The sequence below is a fragment of the Streptomyces sp. NPDC050264 genome, from assembly GCF_040655895.1.
Taxonomy (GTDB): Bacteria; Actinomycetota; Actinomycetes; order Streptomycetales; family Streptomycetaceae; genus Streptomyces.
On record NZ_JBFAKV010000021.1, the window covers coordinates 63,950 to 85,224 of the forward strand.

16 protein-coding genes and 2 pseudogenes are annotated in these 21,275 nt (G+C 71.3%); 9 read left to right on the forward strand and 9 right to left on the reverse strand.

Features of this window, described 5'->3' with window-relative positions:
• Window positions 1-9: 9 nt before the first annotated feature.
• Together AB0J02_RS31135 and AB0J02_RS31140 are read left to right on the forward strand one after the other, a co-directional pair.
• Window positions 10-906 (forward strand): 2-hydroxy-3-oxopropionate reductase, encoded by an 897-nt coding sequence (locus AB0J02_RS31135; RefSeq protein ID WP_363197152.1) that lies wholly within the window; start codon window positions 10-12, stop codon window positions 904-906.
• Window positions 907-1,115: 209 nt separating this feature from the next.
• The gene (locus AB0J02_RS31140) at window positions 1,116-2,579 is read left to right on the forward strand and encodes a catalase (RefSeq protein WP_363197153.1); all 1,464 of its coding nucleotides are present in this window, start codon (window positions 1,116-1,118) and stop codon (window positions 2,577-2,579) included.
• A gap of 651 nt (window positions 2,580-3,230) precedes the next feature.
• On the opposite strand, the gene gcl is transcribed toward AB0J02_RS31140, so the two are convergent.
• The gene (gene gcl / locus AB0J02_RS31145) at window positions 3,231-5,009 is read right to left on the reverse strand and encodes a glyoxylate carboligase (protein WP_363197241.1); all 1,779 of its coding nucleotides are present in this window, start codon (window positions 5,007-5,009) and stop codon (window positions 3,231-3,233) included.
• A gap of 248 nt (window positions 5,010-5,257) precedes the next feature.
• Between gcl and AB0J02_RS31150 the strand changes: the two genes are divergently transcribed.
• Together AB0J02_RS31150 and AB0J02_RS31155 are read left to right on the forward strand one after the other, a co-directional pair.
• Complete coding sequence (locus tag AB0J02_RS31150) at window positions 5,258-5,950, forward strand: hypothetical protein (RefSeq protein ID WP_363197154.1); 693 nt, start codon at window positions 5,258-5,260, stop codon at window positions 5,948-5,950.
• 26 nt (window positions 5,951-5,976) lie between these two features.
• A complete protein-coding gene (locus AB0J02_RS31155; protein ID WP_363197155.1) occupies window positions 5,977-6,483 on the forward strand; it encodes a GNAT family N-acetyltransferase in 507 nt (168 codons plus the stop codon).
• A gap of 14 nt (window positions 6,484-6,497) precedes the next feature.
• On the opposite strand, the gene AB0J02_RS31160 is transcribed toward AB0J02_RS31155, so the two are convergent.
• Together AB0J02_RS31160 and AB0J02_RS31165 are read right to left on the reverse strand one after the other, a co-directional pair.
• Complete coding sequence (locus tag AB0J02_RS31160) at window positions 6,498-8,111, reverse strand: AMP-binding protein (protein WP_363197156.1); 1,614 nt, start codon at window positions 8,109-8,111, stop codon at window positions 6,498-6,500.
• On the reverse strand, window positions 8,108-9,793 hold the full coding sequence (locus AB0J02_RS31165) for an AMP-binding protein (protein WP_363197157.1): 1,686 nt from the start codon (window positions 9,791-9,793) through the stop codon (window positions 8,108-8,110). Before AB0J02_RS31165 ends, AB0J02_RS31160 begins: the two co-directional genes overlap by 4 nt.
• 179 nt (window positions 9,794-9,972) lie before the next feature.
• On the opposite strand from AB0J02_RS31165, the gene AB0J02_RS31170 reads away from it, so the two are divergent.
• Together AB0J02_RS31170 and AB0J02_RS31175 are read left to right on the forward strand one after the other, a co-directional pair.
• The gene (locus tag AB0J02_RS31170) at window positions 9,973-10,806 is read left to right on the forward strand and encodes a LuxR C-terminal-related transcriptional regulator (RefSeq protein ID WP_363197158.1); all 834 of its coding nucleotides are present in this window, start codon (window positions 9,973-9,975) and stop codon (window positions 10,804-10,806) included.
• Window positions 10,807-10,893: 87 nt separating this feature from the next.
• Window positions 10,894-11,506, forward strand: a pseudogene (locus tag AB0J02_RS31175) (LysE family translocator).
• 19 nt (window positions 11,507-11,525) lie between these two features.
• Here the strand turns inward: AB0J02_RS31175 and AB0J02_RS31180 are convergent.
• Window positions 11,526-12,662, reverse strand: coding sequence for a winged helix DNA-binding domain-containing protein (locus AB0J02_RS31180; protein WP_363197159.1), 1,137 nt, complete (start codon window positions 12,660-12,662; stop codon window positions 11,526-11,528).
• 130 nt (window positions 12,663-12,792) lie between these two features.
• Here AB0J02_RS31180 and AB0J02_RS31185 point away from each other — a divergent pair, with 130 nt between their 5' ends.
• Window positions 12,793-13,956, forward strand: coding sequence for a magnesium and cobalt transport protein CorA (locus AB0J02_RS31185; RefSeq protein ID WP_363197160.1), 1,164 nt, complete (start codon window positions 12,793-12,795; stop codon window positions 13,954-13,956).
• 5 nt (window positions 13,957-13,961) lie between these two features.
• On the opposite strand, the gene AB0J02_RS31190 is transcribed toward AB0J02_RS31185, so the two are convergent.
• Together AB0J02_RS31190 and AB0J02_RS31195 are read right to left on the reverse strand one after the other, a co-directional pair.
• Complete coding sequence (locus AB0J02_RS31190; protein ID WP_363197161.1) at window positions 13,962-15,068, reverse strand: cobalamin B12-binding domain-containing protein; 1,107 nt, start codon at window positions 15,066-15,068, stop codon at window positions 13,962-13,964.
• A gap of 42 nt (window positions 15,069-15,110) precedes the next feature.
• A complete protein-coding gene (locus tag AB0J02_RS31195) occupies window positions 15,111-16,664 on the reverse strand; it encodes a GAF domain-containing SpoIIE family protein phosphatase (protein WP_363197162.1) in 1,554 nt (517 codons plus the stop codon).
• A 328-nt stretch (window positions 16,665-16,992) separates the two neighbouring features.
• On the opposite strand from AB0J02_RS31195, the gene AB0J02_RS31200 reads away from it, so the two are divergent.
• Window positions 16,993-18,444: a serine hydrolase domain-containing protein gene (locus AB0J02_RS31200; RefSeq protein WP_363197163.1), complete on the forward strand. Its 1,452-nt coding sequence runs from the start codon at window positions 16,993-16,995 to the stop codon at window positions 18,442-18,444.
• A 9-nt stretch (window positions 18,445-18,453) separates the two neighbouring features.
• On the opposite strand, the pseudogene AB0J02_RS31205 reads toward AB0J02_RS31200, so the two are convergent.
• Window positions 18,454-19,049: pseudogene (locus AB0J02_RS31205) on the reverse strand (alpha/beta hydrolase); the annotation flags it as partial.
• Between AB0J02_RS31205 and AB0J02_RS31210 the strand changes: the two are divergent.
• Entirely contained in the window at window positions 18,939-19,433 is a 495-nt protein-coding gene (locus AB0J02_RS31210; RefSeq protein WP_363197164.1) for a hypothetical protein, read from the forward strand. The pseudogene AB0J02_RS31205 and the gene AB0J02_RS31210 overlap by 111 nt on opposite strands.
• Before the next feature lie 13 nt (window positions 19,434-19,446).
• Here the strand turns inward: AB0J02_RS31210 and AB0J02_RS31215 are convergent, their stop codons facing one another.
• Entirely contained in the window at window positions 19,447-20,322 is an 876-nt protein-coding gene (locus AB0J02_RS31215; protein ID WP_363197242.1) for a serine hydrolase, read from the reverse strand.
• 2 nt (window positions 20,323-20,324) lie between these two features.
• Window positions 20,325-21,254 (reverse strand): LysR family transcriptional regulator, encoded by a 930-nt coding sequence (locus tag AB0J02_RS31220; protein WP_363197165.1) that lies wholly within the window; start codon window positions 21,252-21,254, stop codon window positions 20,325-20,327.
• Window positions 21,255-21,275 lie beyond the last annotated feature (21 nt).

The window sequence follows — 21,275 nt, forward strand, 5'->3', positions numbered from 1 at the left end:
GTGCCCCTCATGAGCAACAATCTCCCCAAGGTCGCGTGGATCGGTCTCGGCATCATGGGCTCGCCCATGGCGGAGAACCTGATCAAGGCCGGTTACGACGTCACGGGCTTCACCCTGGAGCAGGACAAGCTGGACCGCCTCACCGCGGCCGGCGGCACCGCCGTCAAGTCCATCGCCGAGGCCGTCAGGGACGCCGACGTGATCGTGACGATGGTCCCCGCCTCCCCGCAGGTCGAGGCGATCGCCTACGGTGCCGAGGGCATCCTGGAGAACGCGAGGTCGGGCGCGCTGCTCGTCGACATGTCGTCGATCACGCCGCAGACCTCGGTGGACCTGGCGAAGGCCGCGAAGGACAAGGGCATCCGCGTCCTGGACGCCCCGGTCTCCGGTGGCGAGGCCGGCGCGATCGAGGCCGTCCTGTCCATCATGGTCGGCGGTGAGCAGGCCGACTTCGACGAGGCCAGGCCGCTGCTCGACGCGCTCGGCAAGACCATCGTGCTGTGCGGTCCGCACGGCTCGGGCCAGACCGTGAAGGCCGCCAACCAGCTGATCGTCGCCGTGAACATCCAGGCGTGCGCCGAGGCCGTGGTCTTCCTGGAGAAGTCCGGTGTCGACCTGAAGGCCGCGCTCGACGTCCTCAACGGCGGCCTGGCCGGCTCGACCGTCCTGACCCGCAAGAAGGACAACTTCCTGAACCGGGACTTCAAGCCGGGCTTCCGCATCGACCTCCACCACAAGGACATGGGCATCGTCACCGACGCCGCCCGCAATGTCGGCGCGGCCCTGCCCGTCGGCGCCGTGGTCGCCCAGCTGGTCGCCTCGCTGCGCGCCCAGGGCGACGGCGGCCTGGACCACTCCGCGCTGCTGCGCTCGGTCGAGCGCCTCTCGGGCGACCAGGTCGCGTAACCACCCCCAGACTTCCGGGCCGTGGCGGCGCTGACACCTGTCCTGTCGCGCCCAGGCGTCGCCGCGGCCCGGAACCATGCCTTTTTGTTCAACCAAAAGTTGAACGAAGTACGCCCATAACTTCAACAAACTGTTGACGCAGCAGTTCAGGGGTGTTTACGCTCCCCGGCATCGTCAGCAGCCATTGCACGGAAGGTCGCCTCTCCACCATGCCCAAGCGTGTGCTCACGACCGAGTCCGGCGCCCCTGTCGCCGACAACCAGAACTCCGCCACCGCAGGCGTCGGCGGCCCGATCCTGCTCCAGGACCAGCACCTCCTGGAGAAGCTCGCCCGCTTCAACCGTGAGCGCATCCCGGAGCGTGTGGTGCACGCCCGTGGCTCCGGCGCGTACGGCTACTTCGAGGTGACGGACGACGTCACCGCCTTCACCCGCGCCGGCTTCCTGAACACCGTCGGCAAGCGCACCGAACTGTTCACGCGCTTCTCGACCGTGGCGGACAACCTCGGTGGCGCGGACGCCGTCCGTGACCCGCGCGGCTTCGCGGTGAAGTTCTACACCGAAGAGGGCAACTACGACCTCGTCGGCAACAACACCCCGGTCTTCTTCATCAAGGACCCGCTGAAGTTCCCCGACTTCATCCACTCCCAGAAGCGTGACCCGTTCACGGGCAAGCAGGAGCCGGAGAACGTCTGGGACTTCTGGGCGCACTCCCCCGAGGTCACGCACCAGGTGACCTGGCTGATGGGCGACCGCGGCATCCCGGCGTCGTACCGCCACATGAACGGCTTCGGCTCGCACACCTACCAGTGGACGAACGAGCAGGGCGAAGCCTTCTTCGTGAAGTACCACTTCAAGACGAACCAGGGCATCCGCTGCCTCTCCGCCGAGCAGGGCGCGGAGCTGGCCGGCAAGGATCCCAACTCGCACCAGACGGACCTGCTGCAGGCCATCGAGCGCGGCGTGAACCCGTCCTGGACGCTGTACGTGCAGATCATGCCGGCGGCCGAGGCCGCGGAGTACCGGTTCAACCCGTTCGACCTCACCAAGGTGTGGCCGCACGCGGACTACCCGCTGCAGCGCGTGGGCCGGATGGTCCTGGACCGCAACCCGGACAACGTGTTCGCCGAGGTCGAGCAGGCCGCGTTCTCCCCGAACAACTTCGTGCCCGGCATCGGTCCCTCGCCGGACAAGATGCTCCAGGGCCGGCTGTTCGCCTACGCGGACGCGCACCGCTACCGCCTGGGCGTCAACCACACCCAGCTCCCGGTGAACGCGCCGAAGGCCGTCGTCGGCGGCGCCGACAACTACGGCCGGGACGGCCTCATGGCGGCCAACGCCTACGCCCGCTCCCGCAAGAACTACGAGCCGAACTCCTTCGACGGCCCGGTCGAGACCGGCAACGCGCTCGCCGCGCCGCTCGCGGTCTCCGGCCACACGGGTACGCACGAGGCCCCGGCCCACACCAAGGACGACGACTTCCTCCAGGCGGGCCTGTTGTACCGCCTGATGTCGGAGGACGAGAAGCAGCGCCTCGTCGCGAACATCGCCGGCGGTCTCTCGCAGGTCTCCCGCGACGACATCGTGGAGAAGAACGTCGCCCACTTCCACGCCGCCGACCCGGACTACGGCAAGCGCGTCGAGGAAGCGGTCCGCGCCCTGCGCGAGGACTGACGGCCAATCACCCCACAGACTGCGTACGGAGCTTGACGGGAGGTCGGCTTCGTACGCACAGGCCCGCACCGCCTGCGCGACCCGGATGAGGGGTGGACGCGCAGGCGGCTGCGGGAGGACGAGGACCGCGGCGGCTCCGTGTTCATGCGAGCCAGTGCGGTGGTGAAGGTCCCGTCGCCCCCCTTTCGACCTGAGGGAGGGGGCCGACGAAACTGTCGCAGAACACGACAGCCGCCGCGGTCCCAGCCAACTCCCTTACGGGACACCGAATTCCGTCCGGCGGCACGCATGCATGTTCCGCCAGTCGCGCGCCGTCGGACGGCACCAACCTCCTGAACCAGCCCCGGGTACGACGGTCCGTACCCGGGGCTTCGGCATGCCCCGCGCCGGCGGCGTCACCGGGGTGCGCGGAGTGCGCCTTCAGCGGTGCGGGGCAGCGCCGATCAGCGGCTCCGCCGCGGGGCGCGGACAACCACAGCGGACGGACGGACCGCGAGGCGACAACAACCAGGCAGACGCGACACGGACCCACCGCCCACACCGCGCCCCACACCCCGTCCCCGCACCCCGGCGCACCCGCCAAAAGGGGGCGGGCCCACCGGTCGTCAACCGGTGGGCCCGCCCCCTCACCCGCACCCCGAAGGGCCGGGGTCAGACCTTCAGCGGACGGATGGACGTGGGCGCGTGCCCCGGCTCCGTCGCGATCTCCTCGAACTCCTTGACCGCGCTGATGTCGGCCGTGGGGCTCATCGAGATGTTCGTGATGCGCTCCAGGATCGCCTCGACGACGACCGGGACCTGGTGCTCCTGGGCGAGCTTCTTGGCCCGCTCCAGGGCCTCGCCCAGCTCGTCCGGGTCGGTCACCCGGATCGCCTTGCAGCCCAGGCCCTCGGCGACCTTGACGTGGTCGACGCCGTAGACGCCGAGCTCGGGGCTGTTCTGGTTCTCAAACTCCAGGTTGACCTGGAAGTTGATGTCGAGGCCGATCTGGGCCTGGCGGATCAGGCCCAGGTAGGCGTTGTTCACCAGGACGTGGACGTAGGGGATGCGGTGCTGGGCGCCGACCGCCAGTTCCTCGATCATGAACTGGAAGTCGTAGTCGCCGGAGAGGGCCACGACCTGCGTGTCCGGGTCTGCCTTGGCGACACCGAGCGCGGCCGGGATGGTCCAGCCGAGCGGGCCCGCCTGGCCGCAGTTGATCCAGTGCCGCGGCTTGTAGACGTGCAGCATCTGGGCGCCGGCGATCTGCGAGAGGCCGATCGTGGTGACGTACCGCGTGTCCTTGCCGAACGCCTTGTTCATCTCCTCGTAGACGCGCTGCGGCTTCATGGGGATGTTGTCGAAGTGCGTACGGCGCAGGAGGGTCTCCTTGCGCTCCAGGTGCGAGGCGACCCACGCGGAGCGGTCGGGGAGCCTGCCCGCTGCCTTGAGTTCGCGTGCGACCTCGACGAAGAGTTCGAGCGCGGCCTTGGCGTCGGAGGTGATGCCGTAGTCCGGGGCGAAGATCTTGCCGATCTGGGTCGGTTCGATGTCGACGTGCACGAACTTGCGCTCACCGCGGTACACGTCGAGCTTGTAGCCGGTGTGGCGGTTGGCCCAGCGGTTGCCGAGGCCGAGGACGAAGTCCGACTCCAGGAACGTGGCGTTGCCGTAGCGGTGGCCGGTCTGCTGGCCGACCATGCCCGCGTTCAGCTCGTGGTCGTCGGGGATCGTGCCCCAGCCCATCAGCGTAGGCACGACAGGGGTGTCGGTCAGCTCGGCGAACTCGACGAGCAGGTCGCTCGCGTCGGCGTTGATGATGCCGCCGCCCGCGACGATCAGCGGCCGCTCGGACTCCAGGAGGAAGCCGATCGCCTTCTCGATCTGGGCGCGGGTCGCGGCCGGCTTGTAGACCGGCAGCGGCTCGTACGTCTCCGGGTCGAACTCGATCTCGGTCTGCTGGACGTCGATCGGCAGGTCGATGAGGACCGGTCCGGGACGGCCCGAGCGCATCAAGTGGAACGCCTGCTGGAACACGCCGGGGACCTGTGCGGCCTCCAGGACGGTGACGGCCATCTTCGCCACGGTCTTGGCGATGGAGGCGATGTCGACGGCCTGGAAGTCCTCCTTGTGCAGGAGGTGGCTCGGCGCCTGGCCGGTGATGCACAGGATCGGGATCGAGTCGCCGATGGCGGAGTACAGGCCGGTGATCATGTCGGTTCCGGCCGGGCCCGACGTGCCGATGCAGACACCGATGTTGCCCGGGTTCGCGCGGGTGTAGCCCTCGGCCATGTGCGAGGCGCCCTCGACGTGGCGGGCGAGCGTGTGGTCGATGCCACCGCTCCCCTTGAGCTCTTTGTAGAAGGGGTTGATGGCGGCTCCGGGCACGCCGAACGCGTTGCTGACGCCTTCGCGCTTGAGGATCTCAACGGCCGCGCGGGCGGCGGTCATTCGAGCCATGAGTGCTCCCGACTTCTGCTGTGACTGAGTACGTCTGTGTCCGGATGTCGGATTCGCGCTCCCGTCGCGCCCCGCGGCGAGCTCTGAATTCCGTCGTGCTTTCACGTTGCAGAGTTTCCATAATGCGGAAACTATGTTCTGCTATATGGAAGCAATGTAGAGGGGGGTCTCGGAGGCCGTCAAGGTGGATGATGAGACAGACGTCGAAGTGGAACCCGCGGGGCCCGAGGGGGTGCGCCATGGCCGAGCCGGTACGCGTACGGTGTCCCGCCTGCCTGCGCGAACACCTCTACCAACCCGCGGTGCTGCCCTGCGCGTGCGGCGCTCCCGTCGCTCCCCCGCTGCTGCGCGGCGCCGCCGCCGAGCCGGTCAGCGACCGCACCTGGGCCGACGACTGGGTCACCCTGCGCTGCCCGATGTGCGGCCGCCGCGACCGCTGGCCCCGCCCGGAGCTGGGCTGTGACTGCGGCACCCTGCTGCGCGTCCCGGTCCAGAGCGACCAGGCCCCCGTGCCCTCCCACATACCGCTGCCGCGGACGGCGGCCACGCCGCGGCCCGCGTTCCAGCCCGTCGCCATCCGTACCGCGCGCGACGCGGTGACCGCCGCCGCGCTGTATCTGCGCTGGCTCGGCTACCGGGACGTGCGCCGCGCCGACCAGCGTCCCGTGTCCGGCATCGGCCTCGCGGCGCAGGGCGTCGTCGCCCAGATCGAGCCGTCGGTACGGCCCGCGACGGAGCGCGACGTGGAGTGCCTGTGGCTCCAGTCGATGACCGAGTCCGCGGCGTCCGTGTTCTTCTCGCTCGCCGGGTACGCGGACGGGGCCCGCACCCGCGCGGACGAACTCGGTGTCCCGCTGTTCGTCCTCGACCTGGCCGGGGTGCCGCAGCCGGTGAACAGCCCGGCGGACGAACTGATCGCGAGCGGGGCCTGATCCGGCGCCGCCGCGATACTGGCCCGATGATCCTTCGCAGCGCCGAGCCGGCCGAACTGCCCCGCCTCCAGGACATCGAGGTCGCGGCGGGCGCCGCCTTCCGCCCGCTCGGCATGGCCGCCGTCGCCGACGACGCGCCACCCACCATCGAGGAGCTGGACCGCTACCGGCGCGCGGGACACGCCTGGGTCGCCGTGGAGGACGACGGCACGGTGGTCGCGTATCTCGTCGCCGAGGTGATCGACGGCGCCTTCCACATCGAGCAGGTCACCGTGCACCCGGACGCCGCCCGGCGCGGCGTGGGCCAGACCCTGATCGCGTGTGCCGCCGACTGCGCGCGCGACCAGGGCCTGGCCGGACTCACCTTGACCACCTTCGCCGATGTGCCGTGGAACGCTCCCTACTACGAGCGTCTCGGTTTCCGCCGGCTCAGCGAGGCCGCCTTGACTCCGGGCCTGCGCTCCCTGCGCGCGGCGGAGGCGGACAGCGGACTCGACCGGTGGCCGAGGGTCTGCATGCGGCGCGAGCTGTAGCCGCCGCACACCCTCTACAACTCCCTATACCCTTCCCGCAGTTCCACCTTGCGGACCTTCCCGCTGACCGTCATCGGAAAGGAGTCGAGAATCCGCAGGCGCGTCGGAACCTTGTAGTGCGCGAGCCGGTCACGGCAGTAGGCGCGCAGTTCGTCGAGGGTGAGTCCGTCGGCCGGGTCCCGCAGGATCACGCAGGCCAGCACCTCTTCGCCGTACCTCTCGTGCGGCACGCCGACCACCTGCACATCGGCGATCCGCGGATGCCCGTACAGGAACTCCTCGATCTCGCGGGGATAGACGTTCTCGCCGCCACGGATGATCATGTCCTTGATGCGGCCGACGATCTGCGCGTAGCCGTCCTCGCGCAGCACCGCGAGGTCCCCGGTGTGCATCCACCGGCCGGGATCGATGGCCTCGGCGGTTCTCTCCGGCTCGTCCCAGTAGCCGAGCATCACGCTGTAGCCGCGGGTGCAGAGCTCGCCGGGTTCGCCGCGCGGCAGCGTGACGCCGGTGACCGGGTCGATCACCTTGACCTCGATGTGCGGCAGGACGCGGCCCACGGTGCCGGTGCGGCGTTCCAGGTCGTCGTCGCGGCGGGTCTGCAGCGAGACGGGCGAGGTCTCGGTCATGCCGTAGCAGATGGACACCTCCGCCATGTGCATCTCGGCGACGACCCGCTTCATCACCTCGGCGGGGCACGGGGAGCCCGCCATGATGCCGGTGCGCAGCGAGGACAGATCGTACGAGGCGAAGTCGGGCAGGTTCAGCTCGGCGATGAACATCGTCGGTACGCCGTACAGCGACGTGCACCGCTCGTCCTGCACGGCCCGCAGTGTCGCCGCCGGTTCGAAGGACGGGCCGGGGATGACGATGCAGGCGCCGTGCGAAGTGGCTCCCAGATTGCCCATCACCATGCCGAAACAGTGGTAGAAGGGCACGGGCAGACAGACCCGGTCCTGCTCGCTGTATCCGACCGTCTCGCCCACCCAGTAGCCGTTGTTGAGGATGTTGTGGTGGGAGAGCGTGGCACCCTTCGGGAAGCCGGTGGTGCCGGAGGTGTACTGAATGTTGACGGGGTCGTCGCACGACAACTCCGCCTCGCGTGCGGCCAGTTGCCCGGGCTCTGCCGCTGCCGCGGCGGCGACGAGCGCGTCCCAGCTGTGATCGCCGATGAAGACGCGCTCACGCAACCGCGGGCATTCGGGGGCGGCTTCGCCGACCAGCTCGCGGTAGTCGACGCCCTTGTGACCGGGGGACGAGATCAGCACCGAGACACCGGACTGCTTCAGCACGTACGCCAACTCGTGCGCCCGGTAGGCCGGGTTGATGTTGACCATGATCGCGCCGATCCGGGCGGTCGCGTACTGGACGAGGACCCACTCGGGACAGTTGACGGCCCAGATGCCGACACGATCCCCCTTGGCGACACCGCGAGCGAGCAGCCCGCGTGCCAACTGACTTACGGCATCTCCGAATTGGGCGTAGGTCCAACGCCGTCCGCTCGCCACGTCGACGAGGGCGTCGCGGTCCGGCCAGGCCTCGACGGCCCGCTGGAGGTTGCCGCCGATGGTGTCGCCGAGGAGGGGCGTGGTGCCGGTGCCGTGCGCGTACGAGAGTTCCGTCGTCACCGGAAGTCCTCCTCGCGGTACTCGCCGGCCGAGCCCTGCGCGGTGCGTTCGCGCAGCTCGATGCGGCGGATCTTGCCGGAGACGGTCTTGGGCAGCTCGGCGAACTCGATACGGCGCAGCCGTTTGTACGGGGCGAGGACGGCGCGGGAGTGTTCGAAGAGCAACTTGGCGGTGTCCGGGCCGGGTTCGAAGCCCTCGGCGAGCACGATGTACGCCTTCGGGACGGAGAGCCGGAGCGTGTCGGGCGCGGGCACGACCGCCGCCTCGGCGACGGCTTCGTGCTCCAGGAGGGCGCTCTCCAGCTCGAATGGACTGATCTTGTAGTCGCTGGCCTTGAAGACGTCGTCGGAGCGCCCCACGTACGTCAGGTAGCCGTCGGCGTCGCGGGAACCGATGTCGCCGGTGCGGTAGTAGCCGCCCGCCATCGCCTCCGCGGTGCGCTCCGGGTCGCCGTGATAGCCGACCATCAGGCCGACCGGATGCGCGGCCATATCGAGGCTGATCTCGCCCTCGGCCGCGCCGGGTTCGCCGGTGACGGGGTCGAGGAGTTCGACCTTGTAGCCGGGGCTGGGGCGGCCCATGGAGCCCGTCTTGAGCAGCTGGCCGGGGCTGTTGGAGACCTGCACGGCCGTCTCGGTCTGCCCGAAACCGTCGCGGATGGTGATGCCCCACGCGCGCTTGACCTGCTCGATGACCTCGGGGTTGAGCGGTTCCCCAGCGGCGACCACTTCCCTCGGAGGCGTGGCGAGTTGGGTGAGGTCCGCCTGGATGAGCATGCGCCACACGGTGGGCGGCGCGCAGAACGACGTGACGCCCGCGCGGTCCATCGCGGCCATCAGCCGGCCCGCGTCGAAGCGCGTGTAGTTGTAGAGGAAGACGGTCGCCTCGGCGTTCCACGGCGCGAAGAAGTTCGACCAGGCGTGCTTGGCCCAGCCGGGCGAGGAGATGTTCAGATGGACGTCGCCGGGGCGCAGTCCGATCCAGAACATCGTCGCCAAGTGCCCCACCGGGTAGGAGACATGGGTGTGCTCGACGAGTTTGGGCCGGGCCGTCGTGCCGGACGTGAAGTACAGCAGCAGCGGGTCGTCGGCGAAGGTCACTCCGTCGGGCTCGAAGGTGTCAGGGGCGTCGGCCGCGTCCTCGTACGAAAGCCACCCCTCGACCGGCGCCTCTCCGCCGACGACGATCTGGTGGTAGTCCCCCGGCACCTCGGCGAACTTGGCGACGTCCTCGGGGCGGACGACGACGTGCCGCGCGCGGCCGCGCTCGACGCGGTCGGTGAGGTCGGCGGGGCCGAGCAGCGGGGTGGCGGGGATGAGGACGGCCCGCAGTTTCATCACGGCGAGCATCACCTCCCACAGCTCGACCTGATTGCCCAGCATCAGCAGGACCCGGTCGCCCGGCCGCACCCCCTGGGCGCGCAGCCAGCCGGCTACCTGGTTCGAGCGCCGGCGCAGCGTGTCGAAGGAGAAGCGGTGGTCGTCGCCGTCCTCCTCGACGATGTGCAGGGCGGTCTTGCCGTTGCCGTCGGCGATGACGTCGAACCAGTCGAGGGCCCAGTTGAACCGGTCGGGCCGGGGCCAGGCGAAGCCCTCGTACGCCGTCCCGTAGTCCTGCGCGTGTTGCAGCAGGAAGTCCCGGGCCGTACGGAACTGCTGCGTGGGGCTGTCCGGCGTCGTCATGTGCGCTCCTGGAGTCCTTGCTCGTCCCGCGTCGTCGCGGACCGAGGCATGGGGGCGTGCCACGGGGCCTCGGCACGCGGGACCGTGCCATGGGCAACCGTGTCTGCCATCGTGTACGCGTGACGCAGGTCTCACCACCCCCGAACGGGGGTGAACAGAGCACGGCGAGGAGATCGAGGGTGACGGCAGAAGCCGCCGAGGCGGTCGAGATACGCGCGGCGCTGGTGCGGCTGCGCCGGGGCACGGGGCTGCCCGTGGCGTTCGGCGGGCTCACTCCGAGCGCGGGCCAGGTCCGGATCGCCGAGCTGAGCGGCGCGGCGACGAGCGCACTGTGCGGCCTCGCGGTGTCGGCCGGCAACGGCCTGGGCGGCAAGGCCCTCACCCTGGCCAGGGCCTGCGCGGTCACCGACTATCAGGGCTCACGGCACATCAGCCACGAGTACGACGCCGCCGTCGAGGCCGAGGGGCTGCGCTCGGTCCTCGCGGTGCCCGTCGTCGTACGCCGCCGGGTGCGCGGCGTGCTGTACGGGGCGCTGCGCGCGGCTCATCCGCTGGGCGACCGGGCGTTGGGCGCGGCGATGACAGCGGCCCGTGACGTGGAGCAGGCGCTGGTGGTGCGGGACGAGGCCCGGACGCTGCTGGCGGCAGCGACCACGCCGGTGTGCGACGGGGCCGGCGCCTGGGAGGAGGTCCGCGAGGCGCACGGGGCGCTGCGGGCGCTCGCCCCGAAGATCGTCGACCCGGTGCTGCGGGCCGAACTCCTCGCGGTGTGCGGCCGGCTGGCGTCGGCCTCGGCACCGCGGGCGCGGGAGGCGGCGGTGGTCCTCGCACCCCGCGAGGTGGACGTCCTCGTCTGCGTGGCGGCGGGCACGACGAACGCGGCGGCGGCCGAACGGCTCGGGCTGCGCCCGGAGACCGTCAAGGGATATCTCCGCGCCGCCATGCGCAAGCTCGGGGCGCACACCCGGGGCGAGGCGGTGGTGGCGGCGCGGCGGGCGGGGCTGCTGCCGTGATTCTTCCGGTACCGGCCCGGCGTCCGCCCCGCGCGGCTCGGTGCTTGTCAGTGGGATGGTCTTCAATGGTGTGCGGGGGTGAGGCACATGGTGTCGACGGACCGGTTCCTGGCGTTCGCCGCGATGTCGTTGCTGGTGATCGTGGTTCCGGGGCCGAGCGTGCTGTTCCACGGCGGTGGCGACGGCGCTCGGCAATGTGGTGGGCTCGTACCTGCTGGTGGTGGCCGTGGCGCTCGGCATCGGGGCTCTGGTGGAGCGCTCGGCGGAGCTGTTCGTCGCGGTAAAGCTCGCGGGCGCCGCGTACCTCGTCCACCTCGGCATACAGGCGTTCCGGCACCGGCACGCCATGAAGGCGGCGGACATCAGCGGTCCCGTGGGCCCGGCGCGCGGTGATCTGCGTACCGTGCTCGACGGGGCGCTGGTGGGGCTCACCCATCCGAAGGGCATCGTGTTCCTCGCAGCGGTGCTGCCGCAGTTCGTGAACCACGACGCGGGCCGACTGCCCGCGCAGAGGCTGCTGTTGGGGCTCGTGCCGATCTCCATCGGCCTTGTCACGGACACGCTGTGGGGCCTGACGGCGTCGGCGGCGCGCAACTGGTTCGCGCGCTCGGACCGCCGTCTCTCACTGATCGGCGGGACGGGTGGCTTCGCGCTGATCGGACTGGGTGTGACGGTCGCGGCGACGGGCCGCGCGGACTGACCTTCTCGCGGACCTTGAGCTATGTCCGCGCGGCTTTCCGCACCGCTTTCCGTACGGTGCCGAAGTCCACGGTGACCGCGCCGGGCGCCTCCAGGACGGCGGCGGTGCGCTCCGCCTCGGCGACGAGTTCGTCGCGCTGGGCGCGGGTCAGCTCGCGGAAGGGTTCCAGGGTGAGGGAGCTGCCCTCGCCCCTGCCGGGCCCGCCCTCCTTGAGGGCCCACAGTCCGGCGACCGTGCCGTCGACGAGGAAGGTGGCATGGGCCACGTTGCCCTGCCAGGTGCGGCCCCGGTCGGCGTCCCGCACCACGCGGGTGCGGTCGGCGTGCGAGAGCAGCAGGTTGTCGAACTCGGCGAGGAGCCGCGGCGGCGCCGGGACGTCCTCGTCGGGGCGGGGCGCTTCGGGCAGGTCGAACAGCTCGGCGCCGTGCTCGTCGCGGAACGTCACGAGGCGCGGGCGCAGTCGCTCGAAGGCCTCTCTGGTGCGGGTGAGCCCCGCCCACTGCTGGAAGTCCCGCACGGAGGCGGGACCGAAGGCGCCGAGGTAGCGCAGGATGGTGGCATCGGCCGTCGGTGTCGCCTCGGACTCCCGCCCCAGCCACCGCTCGGCGGTGGTCAGCCGCACGCCGCCGCCGCGCCGCCACAGGCCGCGCGGGGTGACCTGGACGAGCGGCAGGGAGCAGCGGGCGGCGACCGACAGGGACTGCGGGTCGGCCGCGGGCCACTCCTTCAGGAGCAGCTCCCGCAGCTCCTTCGGGGTGCGCGGCTCGGCCTCGGCGTACTCCCGGGTCAGGGCGCACAGCCGCGCCGGGTCCACGCCGACGAGCCCCTTGCGGAACATGCGCAGCTCCCGCTCGCGGGCGGGCTGCACGAGGGGGCGCAGCGTCATGCAGTCCGCGGCGGTGTGCAGATGGATCGTGGAGCGCATCGTGACGAGGCGGGCCACACGCCGCTCCTCCAGTGCCGTCGAGAGAGCGGCCGGTCTGAAGCCGGCGAGCCGGGCGGCGAGGGTGACGTACGGCGGCCGGACCTCCTGCGCCTGGAGCCCGACGAGGTGGGCGACGGCCTCGGCCACGTCCAACGGTGCGCGCCGCAACAGCAGTTGGCGCTCCAGGGTGGCCCGGCCCAGGGCGCGGACGGTCATCGGCTTCGTCGTCATACGGGGACGGTAGCGGTCATCGAGGCCAGCGCCTGTCCTAGATGGCGTCGGGCGCCCCTGGACGCCGCTCCCGAGGTGCGACACCTTCGCTGGTTACGCTGCCCGGGACCGACGGCGGAAGGAGGCGGCGATGCCGCGACGGCAGGAGCGACCGGACCGGGACCAGCGCGGCGGTGCGCGCCGCTACACCTGGCGCCGGGGTTCGGCCGCGGGCCCGGCGGCCCAGCCGCCCGCGCCACCTGCCGCCGAGGGGGCGTCGCCGCTGGAGCCGGAGGACAGCGTCGTGCACACGGCGCTGTACCGGGACGGCCTGCGGGTGGCCAGTCCCGAGACGCTCACGGACACGTACCGGCAGCTGCACGAGCATCCGCGCACCGTGGCCTGGATCGGTCTCGCCCGCCCGACGGAGGCCGAACTGAAGTCGCTGGCCGCCGAGTTCGACCTGCACCAGCTCGCGGTCGAGGACGCCCTTGAGGCGCATCAGCGCCCGAAGCTGGAGCGCTACGGCGAGACCCTCTTCGTCGTCCTGCGCGCGGCCCGCTATCTGGACGCGTCCGAGGAGGTCGACTTCGGCGAACTGCACGTGTTCGTCGGCGCGGACTTCGTCATCACGGTGCGCCACGGCGCGGCCCCCGATCTGTCGGCCGTACGCCACCGCATGGAGGCGAGCCCCGAACTCCTCAAGCTGGGCCCCGAGGCGATCCTGTACGCGATCCTCGACGCGGTCGTGGACGGTTACGTCCCGGTCGTCGACGGCGTCCAGAACGACATCGACGAGATCGAGACCGAGGTCTTCTCCGGCGCCCCGCAGGTCTCGCGCCGCATCTACGAACTCTCCCGCGAAATGGTCGAGTTCCAGCGCGCGACCCGCCCCCTGGTCGGCATGCTGCACGCCCTGATGGCGGGCTTCGCGAAGTACGGCACCGACGAGGAACTGCAGCGCTACCTGCGCGACGTCGCCGACCACGTCACCCACACCAGCGAACGCGTCGACGGCTTCCGCCAGGCTCTCGCCGACATCCTCACGGTGAACGCGACGCTGGTCACGCAGCAGCAGAACGCGGAGATGCGGGCGCTCGCGGAGGCGGGGTTCGAGCAGAACGAGGAGATCAAGAAGATCTCGTCGTGGGCGGCGATTTTGTTCGCGCCCACGCTCGTAGGAACGATCTACGGCATGAACTTCGACCACATGCCGGAGCTGCACTGGCTGCTCGGCTATCCCTTCGCGATCGCGCTCATGGCAGTCGTCTGCACCAGTCTGTACGTCATCTTCAAGCGCCGGGACTGGCTCTGAACTCCTCAAGCCGGCGCGAGGAGGCCGCGGGCGGTGGCGAGGATGCCGGTCGCGCGGGGGAAATCCTTGAGCTGGTTCAGCAGCGAGTCCAGAGCGGGCAGCAGGCTCCGTGACGGGACGCCGCGGGCTTCCAGAATGTCCGCGGTCCACGTGATGAACCTGCTGAACAGGTCGGGGTCGTCGACGTAGACGGCCGTGGCGAGGTAGCCGACGATGAAGTCGATGTCCTCGACGGTGCGTTCCCGCTGGTACTCGCTGTACCGGCTCATCTCGGGACAGTCCACCTCGACGTCGGCGAGGGTCTGCTTGACCAACTGCAGCTTGCTTCGGCTGACCATGGTGTATTCCTGGTCGCCCAGGTGGGGCAGGTCCATACCGGGCATGCGGGTCGCGTGCGCACCGGGCCCCGTCGGGCGCCGGCCGAGTACGGCGGCCGCGCCGGGCGCGTCTGCCGCCCACTCGGCTCGCATCAGCCGCGCATAGCGGCCCTGCGGGCCGAACGCGGCTCCTCCCGCGAGCACCGGGACGCCGGTCCCCTGGCACGCGGTGATCGCGTTGTGGGCGCCGGGCAGAAGCGTCGGGATGGACGAGGACAGCAGCACCGCCTGTGCACCGGTGCGGTGCACGTGCGCGACCAGATGCTCGGTGGGGGTCTGCGCCCCGAGATAGTCGACACGCCAGCCCCGAAGCCGCAGCACCTCACTGAGCAGTCGTGTGGGCAGGGCATGCCACTCGCCGTCGACGCATGCCACCAGGACCCTTCCCACAAATGTGCCGGCACGGGCGGGGGTGGTGGCGTCGGCGACTGCTGAGATGCACCTCTCGCTGATCGCCGTGGCAGCGTGTTCCTGCGCCACCGTGATGTCATTGGCCGCCCAGGCCAGACCCACCCGCTCCTGAGCCGGGGCGATCAGTTCGAGCAGGACCCGCTCGCCCGCGGCGAGCAGCCGTTCAGTAGCCGACATGTCCTCGGCGGGTGCCTGCTCGGGTTCTGCCGCGTCGATCGCGCCGCGCACGATGGCGACGGCGCGGGTCTCGTCGCACTCACCGAGCGCCTGCCACAGTCGATCACGCCACTCGGCGAGGGAGTTGGTGTCCTTGTCACCGTTCACGCGGTTCACCTTCTCGGGGTTGGCTCGTTCGGAGTTGCTCGTTCAGAGTTGTCGGACGGTGTCGCGGGGTGCGCCGATCGCCAGAACGGCCATGTCGTCATGCCGGCCCTCCCCCACCCACTGGGCCGCGACCAGCTGCACGCGTTCGGTGACCACCTCGGCCGGCATCCCGGCGCACTGGGCCAGCACGGTGCGCAGCCTGTCCTCGCCGAACATCACGTCCCCCAACGGCCCGCCACGTGCTTCGGTGATCCCGTCGGAGTACAGCAGGCAGGTGTCACCCGGTTCCAGGGTGACTTCGGCGGTCTCGAACTCGAGGTCGGCGAACGCGCCGATCAGTGTGCCGCTGGTCCGCGTCTGTTCGACGTGGCCGGTGGTGCGCACGATGAGCGGGACGGGATGGCCCGCGCTCGTGATGCGCAGCCGTACCTGTGCGTCCTTTCGTACCGCTGTGGCCAGGGCCAGCGTCACGAAGGGTGTCCGGTCCGAGGACAGCAGTGTGCTGTTGAGGAGGGTCAGCAGGCGGGTGTGGTCGGCGGCGAACGGCACCAGTGCCGTCAGCGCGTTGCGCACCTTGCCGGCCGTGACCGCGGCTTCCAGCCCCTTGCCGCATACGTCACCCAGCACCGCGACGGTCTCGGCTTCCGGCGCGTCGGCGGGGTGCAGGTCGTAGAAGTCGCCGCCGATGCGTTCGCCCGCGGCCGACGCACGGTAGCGGCCGGAGAAGCAGATGCCTTGTACCCGGCCGAGGTCGGGCGGCAGCAGGTCGCGCACCAGCACTTCGGTGATGTGCGCCTGGCGGGCGTGGCTGCGGGCTATGGACAGGGCGGCGCCGGCGCGGGCGGCGAAGAGCTGGGCGAAGGACTCCTCACCGGGGGTGAACGCCTCTTCCTGGCGATGGCGCAGCAGAATGAGGCATCCGACCGGCGCGCCGTGCCCCGGTAACGGCACCACGACCATCGAACCGATGTCGGCGGGGTCGTCCACGAAGCTGTCGGGCATCGCCCAGGACGGCACCTGGTGGGGATCGATCCAGCGGGAGGACCCCGCGGGGAGCCCCAGCAACGCCTCGGTCAAGCCCGGGAGTTGACCGGGATCCAGGGCGATCCGCTCCTGCGCCATCCGCCCGTCGGCAGTGCACCGCGTCACGGGGAAAATGTGTCCGTCGCCCGTCCCGACGATGACCGCCGCGTCCGCCAGATGCCGCGCCGCCCGTCGCACGGTCACCGCCACGCAGTGCTCGACGTTCAGCGAGGCGAGCAGTTCCGAGGAGAGTTCCTGCAGCAGACGGGCCCTCGCCCGTTCGCGCGCGAGCTCCTGCGCGGCGCTCAGCGGAGTACTGTCACCGACCAGCCACCAGGTCACCGTGCCGTTCACGCCCGGCCCCGCGAGCGCCTTCACTCCGTGCCCGCCGATCCGGCCGCACGCCCATGCCGTCAACCTCTCCCCCGTACCGCTGACATGCTGTCGGTGGGCCTCGACCAGCCATGCGGGCGCGACCCTGGCCAGGGCAACGCCGACACCGATCCGCGCCAGCAGAACACCGGCCTTCTCGTTGTGCGACAGCACAACGCCGACCGCGTCCACCGTCACCACCGGGTATGGGTCACAGTGCTGCGCTGCGGGCCTTACCACACAAGAGCTCTTCTGCTCCGGCAAAGAGACCATCGGCCTGGAACCCACTGGCGCGGATCCCCACCACCCATCCACTCGAAGGCAGGTAGCCGAACAATACCGACGGCATATGACCTTCAGCCGTACTTCGCGATACTTCCGACATCCTCCTCCCGACTAGTGAACAATTCGCCCAGCACTCTTCGCGGGGCGGGAGCAGACCCGGCCGGCGAGACCTCGCGCCGATGACGATCTTCTTCGTGGCACGGTCGTCTGGACGGTGCGTCATCGGCCGACGGAGGATGCTTGCATGACGCACCCTCCGATCTCCGCACGCTCGCTGCCGGCCGCCGCCCCCTCCGAGACGGACGTCGACGCCCGCGGCATCGCCCGCTTCGTCGACGCCCTCGACGCGCACCCCGGCATCGAGCCGCACAGCCTCATGGTGCTCCGCGGCGGGCGCACCGTCGCCGCGGGCTGGTGGGCCCCGTACGGGCCGGACCGCGTTCATCTGCTCTATTCGCTGAGCAAGAGTTTCACCGCGACGGCCGCCGGCCTGGCCTACGGCGACGGGCTGCTGGACCTGGACGCACCGGTCATCTCCTACTTCCCCGAGTTCGCCGACGACATCACCGATCCGCGCTCCCGGGGCATGCTGGTGCGCCACGTCGCCGCCATGGCCAGCGGCCACCTGGAGGAGCAGATCGTCCTCGCCCACCGGACCGACCGGGCCGAGCCGGTCCGCGGGTTCCTGCTCAACCCTCCGGAGCGCGACCCGGGCACCGTCTTCGCCTACAACCAGCCCAACACCTACACGCTTGCGGCGATCGTCTCGAAGGTGACCGGACGCCATATCGACGACTATCTGCGCGAGCGGCTCTACGGGCCGCTCGGCATCGGCGAGGCTCTGTGGAGCGAGCAGACCCCGGGCCGGGTGATGGGCTTCAGCGGACTGCACACCGCCACCGACGCGATCGCGCGCCTCGGCCAGCTGTACCTGAACGGGGGCGTGTGGCAGGGCGAGCGGCTGCTGCCCGAGCAGTGGGTGCGTGAGGCGACGCGGAGCCAGGTGGAGACCTACCACCGCTCGCCGGCGCCCGACGGGAGCCCGGACTGGCAGCTGGGGTACGGGTTCCAGTTCTGGATGGGCCGTCACGGTTACCGCGGCGACGGTGCGTACGGACAGTTCTGCCTGGTGCTGCCGGAGCGGGACGCGGTGGTGGCGATCACCGCTGCCACCGTGCAGATGCAGGATCTCCTGGACGCGGCCTGGGAGCATCTGCTGCCGGCCCTCGGCGCCAAGGGCACCCCGGAGGCGGACTCCGAACTCGCGGACAAGCTGGCCGAGTTGGCGCTCCCTGCGGTTGCCGGGGCGGCCGCGCCCAGCAGCGGTGCAAAAGCGTGGACGTCCGCGCCGTTCACCCCTGGCGCGCGGGCGGAGCCCGCGGCCGGCGCGTCCCTCGCGACGGGCCCGGACGGCACCTGGACCCTGACCCTGTCCGACCCGTCGGGCGCCGGCCTCACGGTTCCCCTGGGGCTGGACGGCTGGGCGGTGACCGAAGGCACCGCCGACGCCCCGCCCGTCGCCGTCAGCGCGGCCTGGGACACGGACGGCACGGTCCTGCGCGCCGCCGTCCAGTTCCTGGAGACCCCCCACCGTCTCGACGCCACCCTCACCCTGACGGGCCGTCACCTGAAGACGTCCTGGCGCACGGTGCCGCTCGGCCGGGCCTCGCTCCTCGATCAGCGGGCGCCGCGGTAGGCGGGGCGGTCACTGGCCGGCGGCCTGCTTGATCAGGGGGGGGTCACCACGGTCGGCTGCGACAAGTAGACGGAGTGGCCGGCGGCGACCTCGACGACGTGGGCGCCGGCCCGCTCCGCCATCGCGCGCTGGGCCGGCGGCGGGATCATGCGGTCGTCGGCCGTGACGAGGTACCAGCCGGGCTTCGAGCGCCGGGCCGGTTCGGCCACGGCGCCGCAGAGCGCGTCGACTCCCCACGGGACCTGGGAGTCGGCCAGGAACGCCGCCTGTTCCGCGGGCAGGTCGGCGGCGAAGGCGGCCGCGAACCTCTCGCGGTCCAGGAGCAGGAAGCCGTCGCCGGGAGGCAGGATCGGCGGGACGGCGGCGCCCGGCGGCGGGTCCGCGATGAGGGTGTTCACCGACTCGCCCTTGTCGGGTGCGAAAGCGGCGATGTAGACCAGCGACGCCACCTTCGGGTGGGTGCCGGCCACGGAGATCACGGCGCCGCCGTAGGAGTGGCCCACCAGGACCGCCGGACCGTCCTGGGCGTCGAGGACGAGCCGTACCGCGGCGGCGTCGCCTTCGAGGGAGACGGTCGGGTTCTGGACGACGCCGACGTGGTGGCCGGGGACATCGTCAAGACCCGGGGACGGCTGACGTTCCGGGAGGGCGGGCGCGGCGCGCTGAGGGTCACCTCCGACGTCACGTACGTGTACCCGGTGGTGCGCGCGGAGTCCGGGAGCAACGAAGTGGTGCGCACCGTCGTGCGCCGTGAGGTGGTGGTGGACTGGGACGATCCGGCGAGGACGACGACCGAGTCGGGCACCTTCTCCGTCGTGCGGACCAGCCTCGAAACCACCAACGCAGGCTGCGACACCTACACCGGCTTCTTCCGGCCCGACCTCGACGCCGCGCTGCAGGGGGACGGCCCGGCCGTCGACCCGTACGACCGCGGCACCGCGATCAGAGGCGGCGACGGCCAGGAGTGCGGGACCGCCACCCGGTCGTGAGAACCGGGCCCGGCTACCCGGCGCGCAGCGCGTCGACCGCGATCCGGGCGGCCGTGCCGATGACCGCGTCGGCGGCGGGCAGGGTGGCCGCCGTCTGCGCGGTGCGGGTGAACACGGCGACGGCGTAGCGGCCGCCGTCCGGGTACTCGACGACGCCGGCCTCCGCGCGCAGCGTCGGCAGCGAGCCGGTCTTGCCCGCGACGTGCACGTCGTCGAACGGGAAGCCGGAAGCCAGCCGGTGCGGCCAGACCTGAAGGCCCATCAGGCGCCTTATGGCGGCGCCGTGTTCGGGCGTCGCCGCCTCGTCGCGCCAGACGGCGGCGAGCAGCCGGGTCAGGTCGCGCGGGGTGCTGCGGTTGGAGCGGGCCGGGTCGAGCGCGCGCAGCCGCCCGATGACGTGCGGGTCGGTCAGCGCCTGGGCACCGGCGGGGCCCGCGTCCTCCTTGATGGAGGCCATCATCGCGCCGAAGGTGTGCACGGCGTGCGTCGCTTCGAGGCCGAGGCGGGCCGTCGTGCGGTTGACGGCGTCGAGGCCGACGCGGGCGAGCAGCAGGTCCGCCGCGGCGTTGTCGCTGACGGCCATCATCAGGTACGCGAGGTCGCGCACCGAGAGCCGCGCCGCGTCCAGCATCGCGGCGAGGCCGGTGGGCCCCGGGGTGCGGCCGTCGGGCGGGCAGTCGATCCGCTCGGTGAGGTCGAGGTGTCCGGCAGCCGCCCGCTCGTGCAGGGCGACCAGCAGCGGGAGCTTGTGGACGCTCGCCGTGCACACCGGTTCGTCCGGGCCGACGCCGAGCCGGTCGCCGGAGTCGATGTCGAGGGCGTGCAGCCGGCCGGTGACGCCGGCGTCGGCGAAGGCTGCGCGGATGCGGTCGGGGGTGTCGGTTCGGATCGTCACAGCCAGTACTCCGCTGCCGGGCGCAGGTGCATGGGGCGCGTGGGGGTGTCGGGTCGGGCGCCGGCGGTGGTGCGCAGCGCGTGCGTGGCCGCGTCGGCGAAGGCGCGCACGGCGGCGTCGCCGTGTCCGCGCGGCCAGGCGACGGAGTGCCGCCAGGCCAGCGGGGCGCCGGCCAGGGGCCGCCACACGAGGTCGGCGTCGTCCTCGGCGGGCCCCGCGTCGCGCGGGCCGAGGGCGACGGCGCCCGCGGAGAGCACGAGTCCGCGGACGAAGCTGGCGCCCTGCCCGTGCCGGACGGCGGCCGGGGTGTAGCCGCCGCGGGCGCAGCCGGTGAGCAGGTCGTCGTAGAGCGCGGGGGCGCCGGAGCGCGGGAAGAGGATCAGGTCGGATCCGGCGAGCGCGGCGAGGGGGACCTCGGCGCGTGCGGCCGCCGGGGCGGAGCGCGGCAGCAGCACGCCGAGCTCGCGGCGGAGCACGGGGCCGAGTTCGAGGCCGGTCACGTCGCAGGGGTGGTGGATGAGTCCGACGTCGAGTTCGTGTGCGGCGAGGCGTGCGAGCTGTTCGGCGGTGGACAGTTCGTGCAGCTCCAACTCCACGCCCGAGTTGCGTTCCTGAAAGCCCGTCAGGACCGCGGCCACGGTGCCGCCCGTGATGTCCGGCGGCAGGGCGGCGCGCAGCAGCCCGCTCTCCCCGTCCCGGATGCGGCGTGCGGCGGCCCGCAGCGCTTCGGAGCGGGCGAGCAGCTCGCGCGCCTCGGGCAGCAGCAGCATCCCGGCCTTGGTGATCGTCACCTGTCTACTGGTGCGGTCGAAGAGGCGGACCTGTAGTTCCCGCTCCAGCCGCTGGACGCGCTGCGACAGGGGCGGCTGCGCCATGCCGAGGCGGGCCGCGGCGCGGCCGAAGTGTGACTCTTCTGCAACAGCCACAAAGCACTCCAGGTGCCGTAT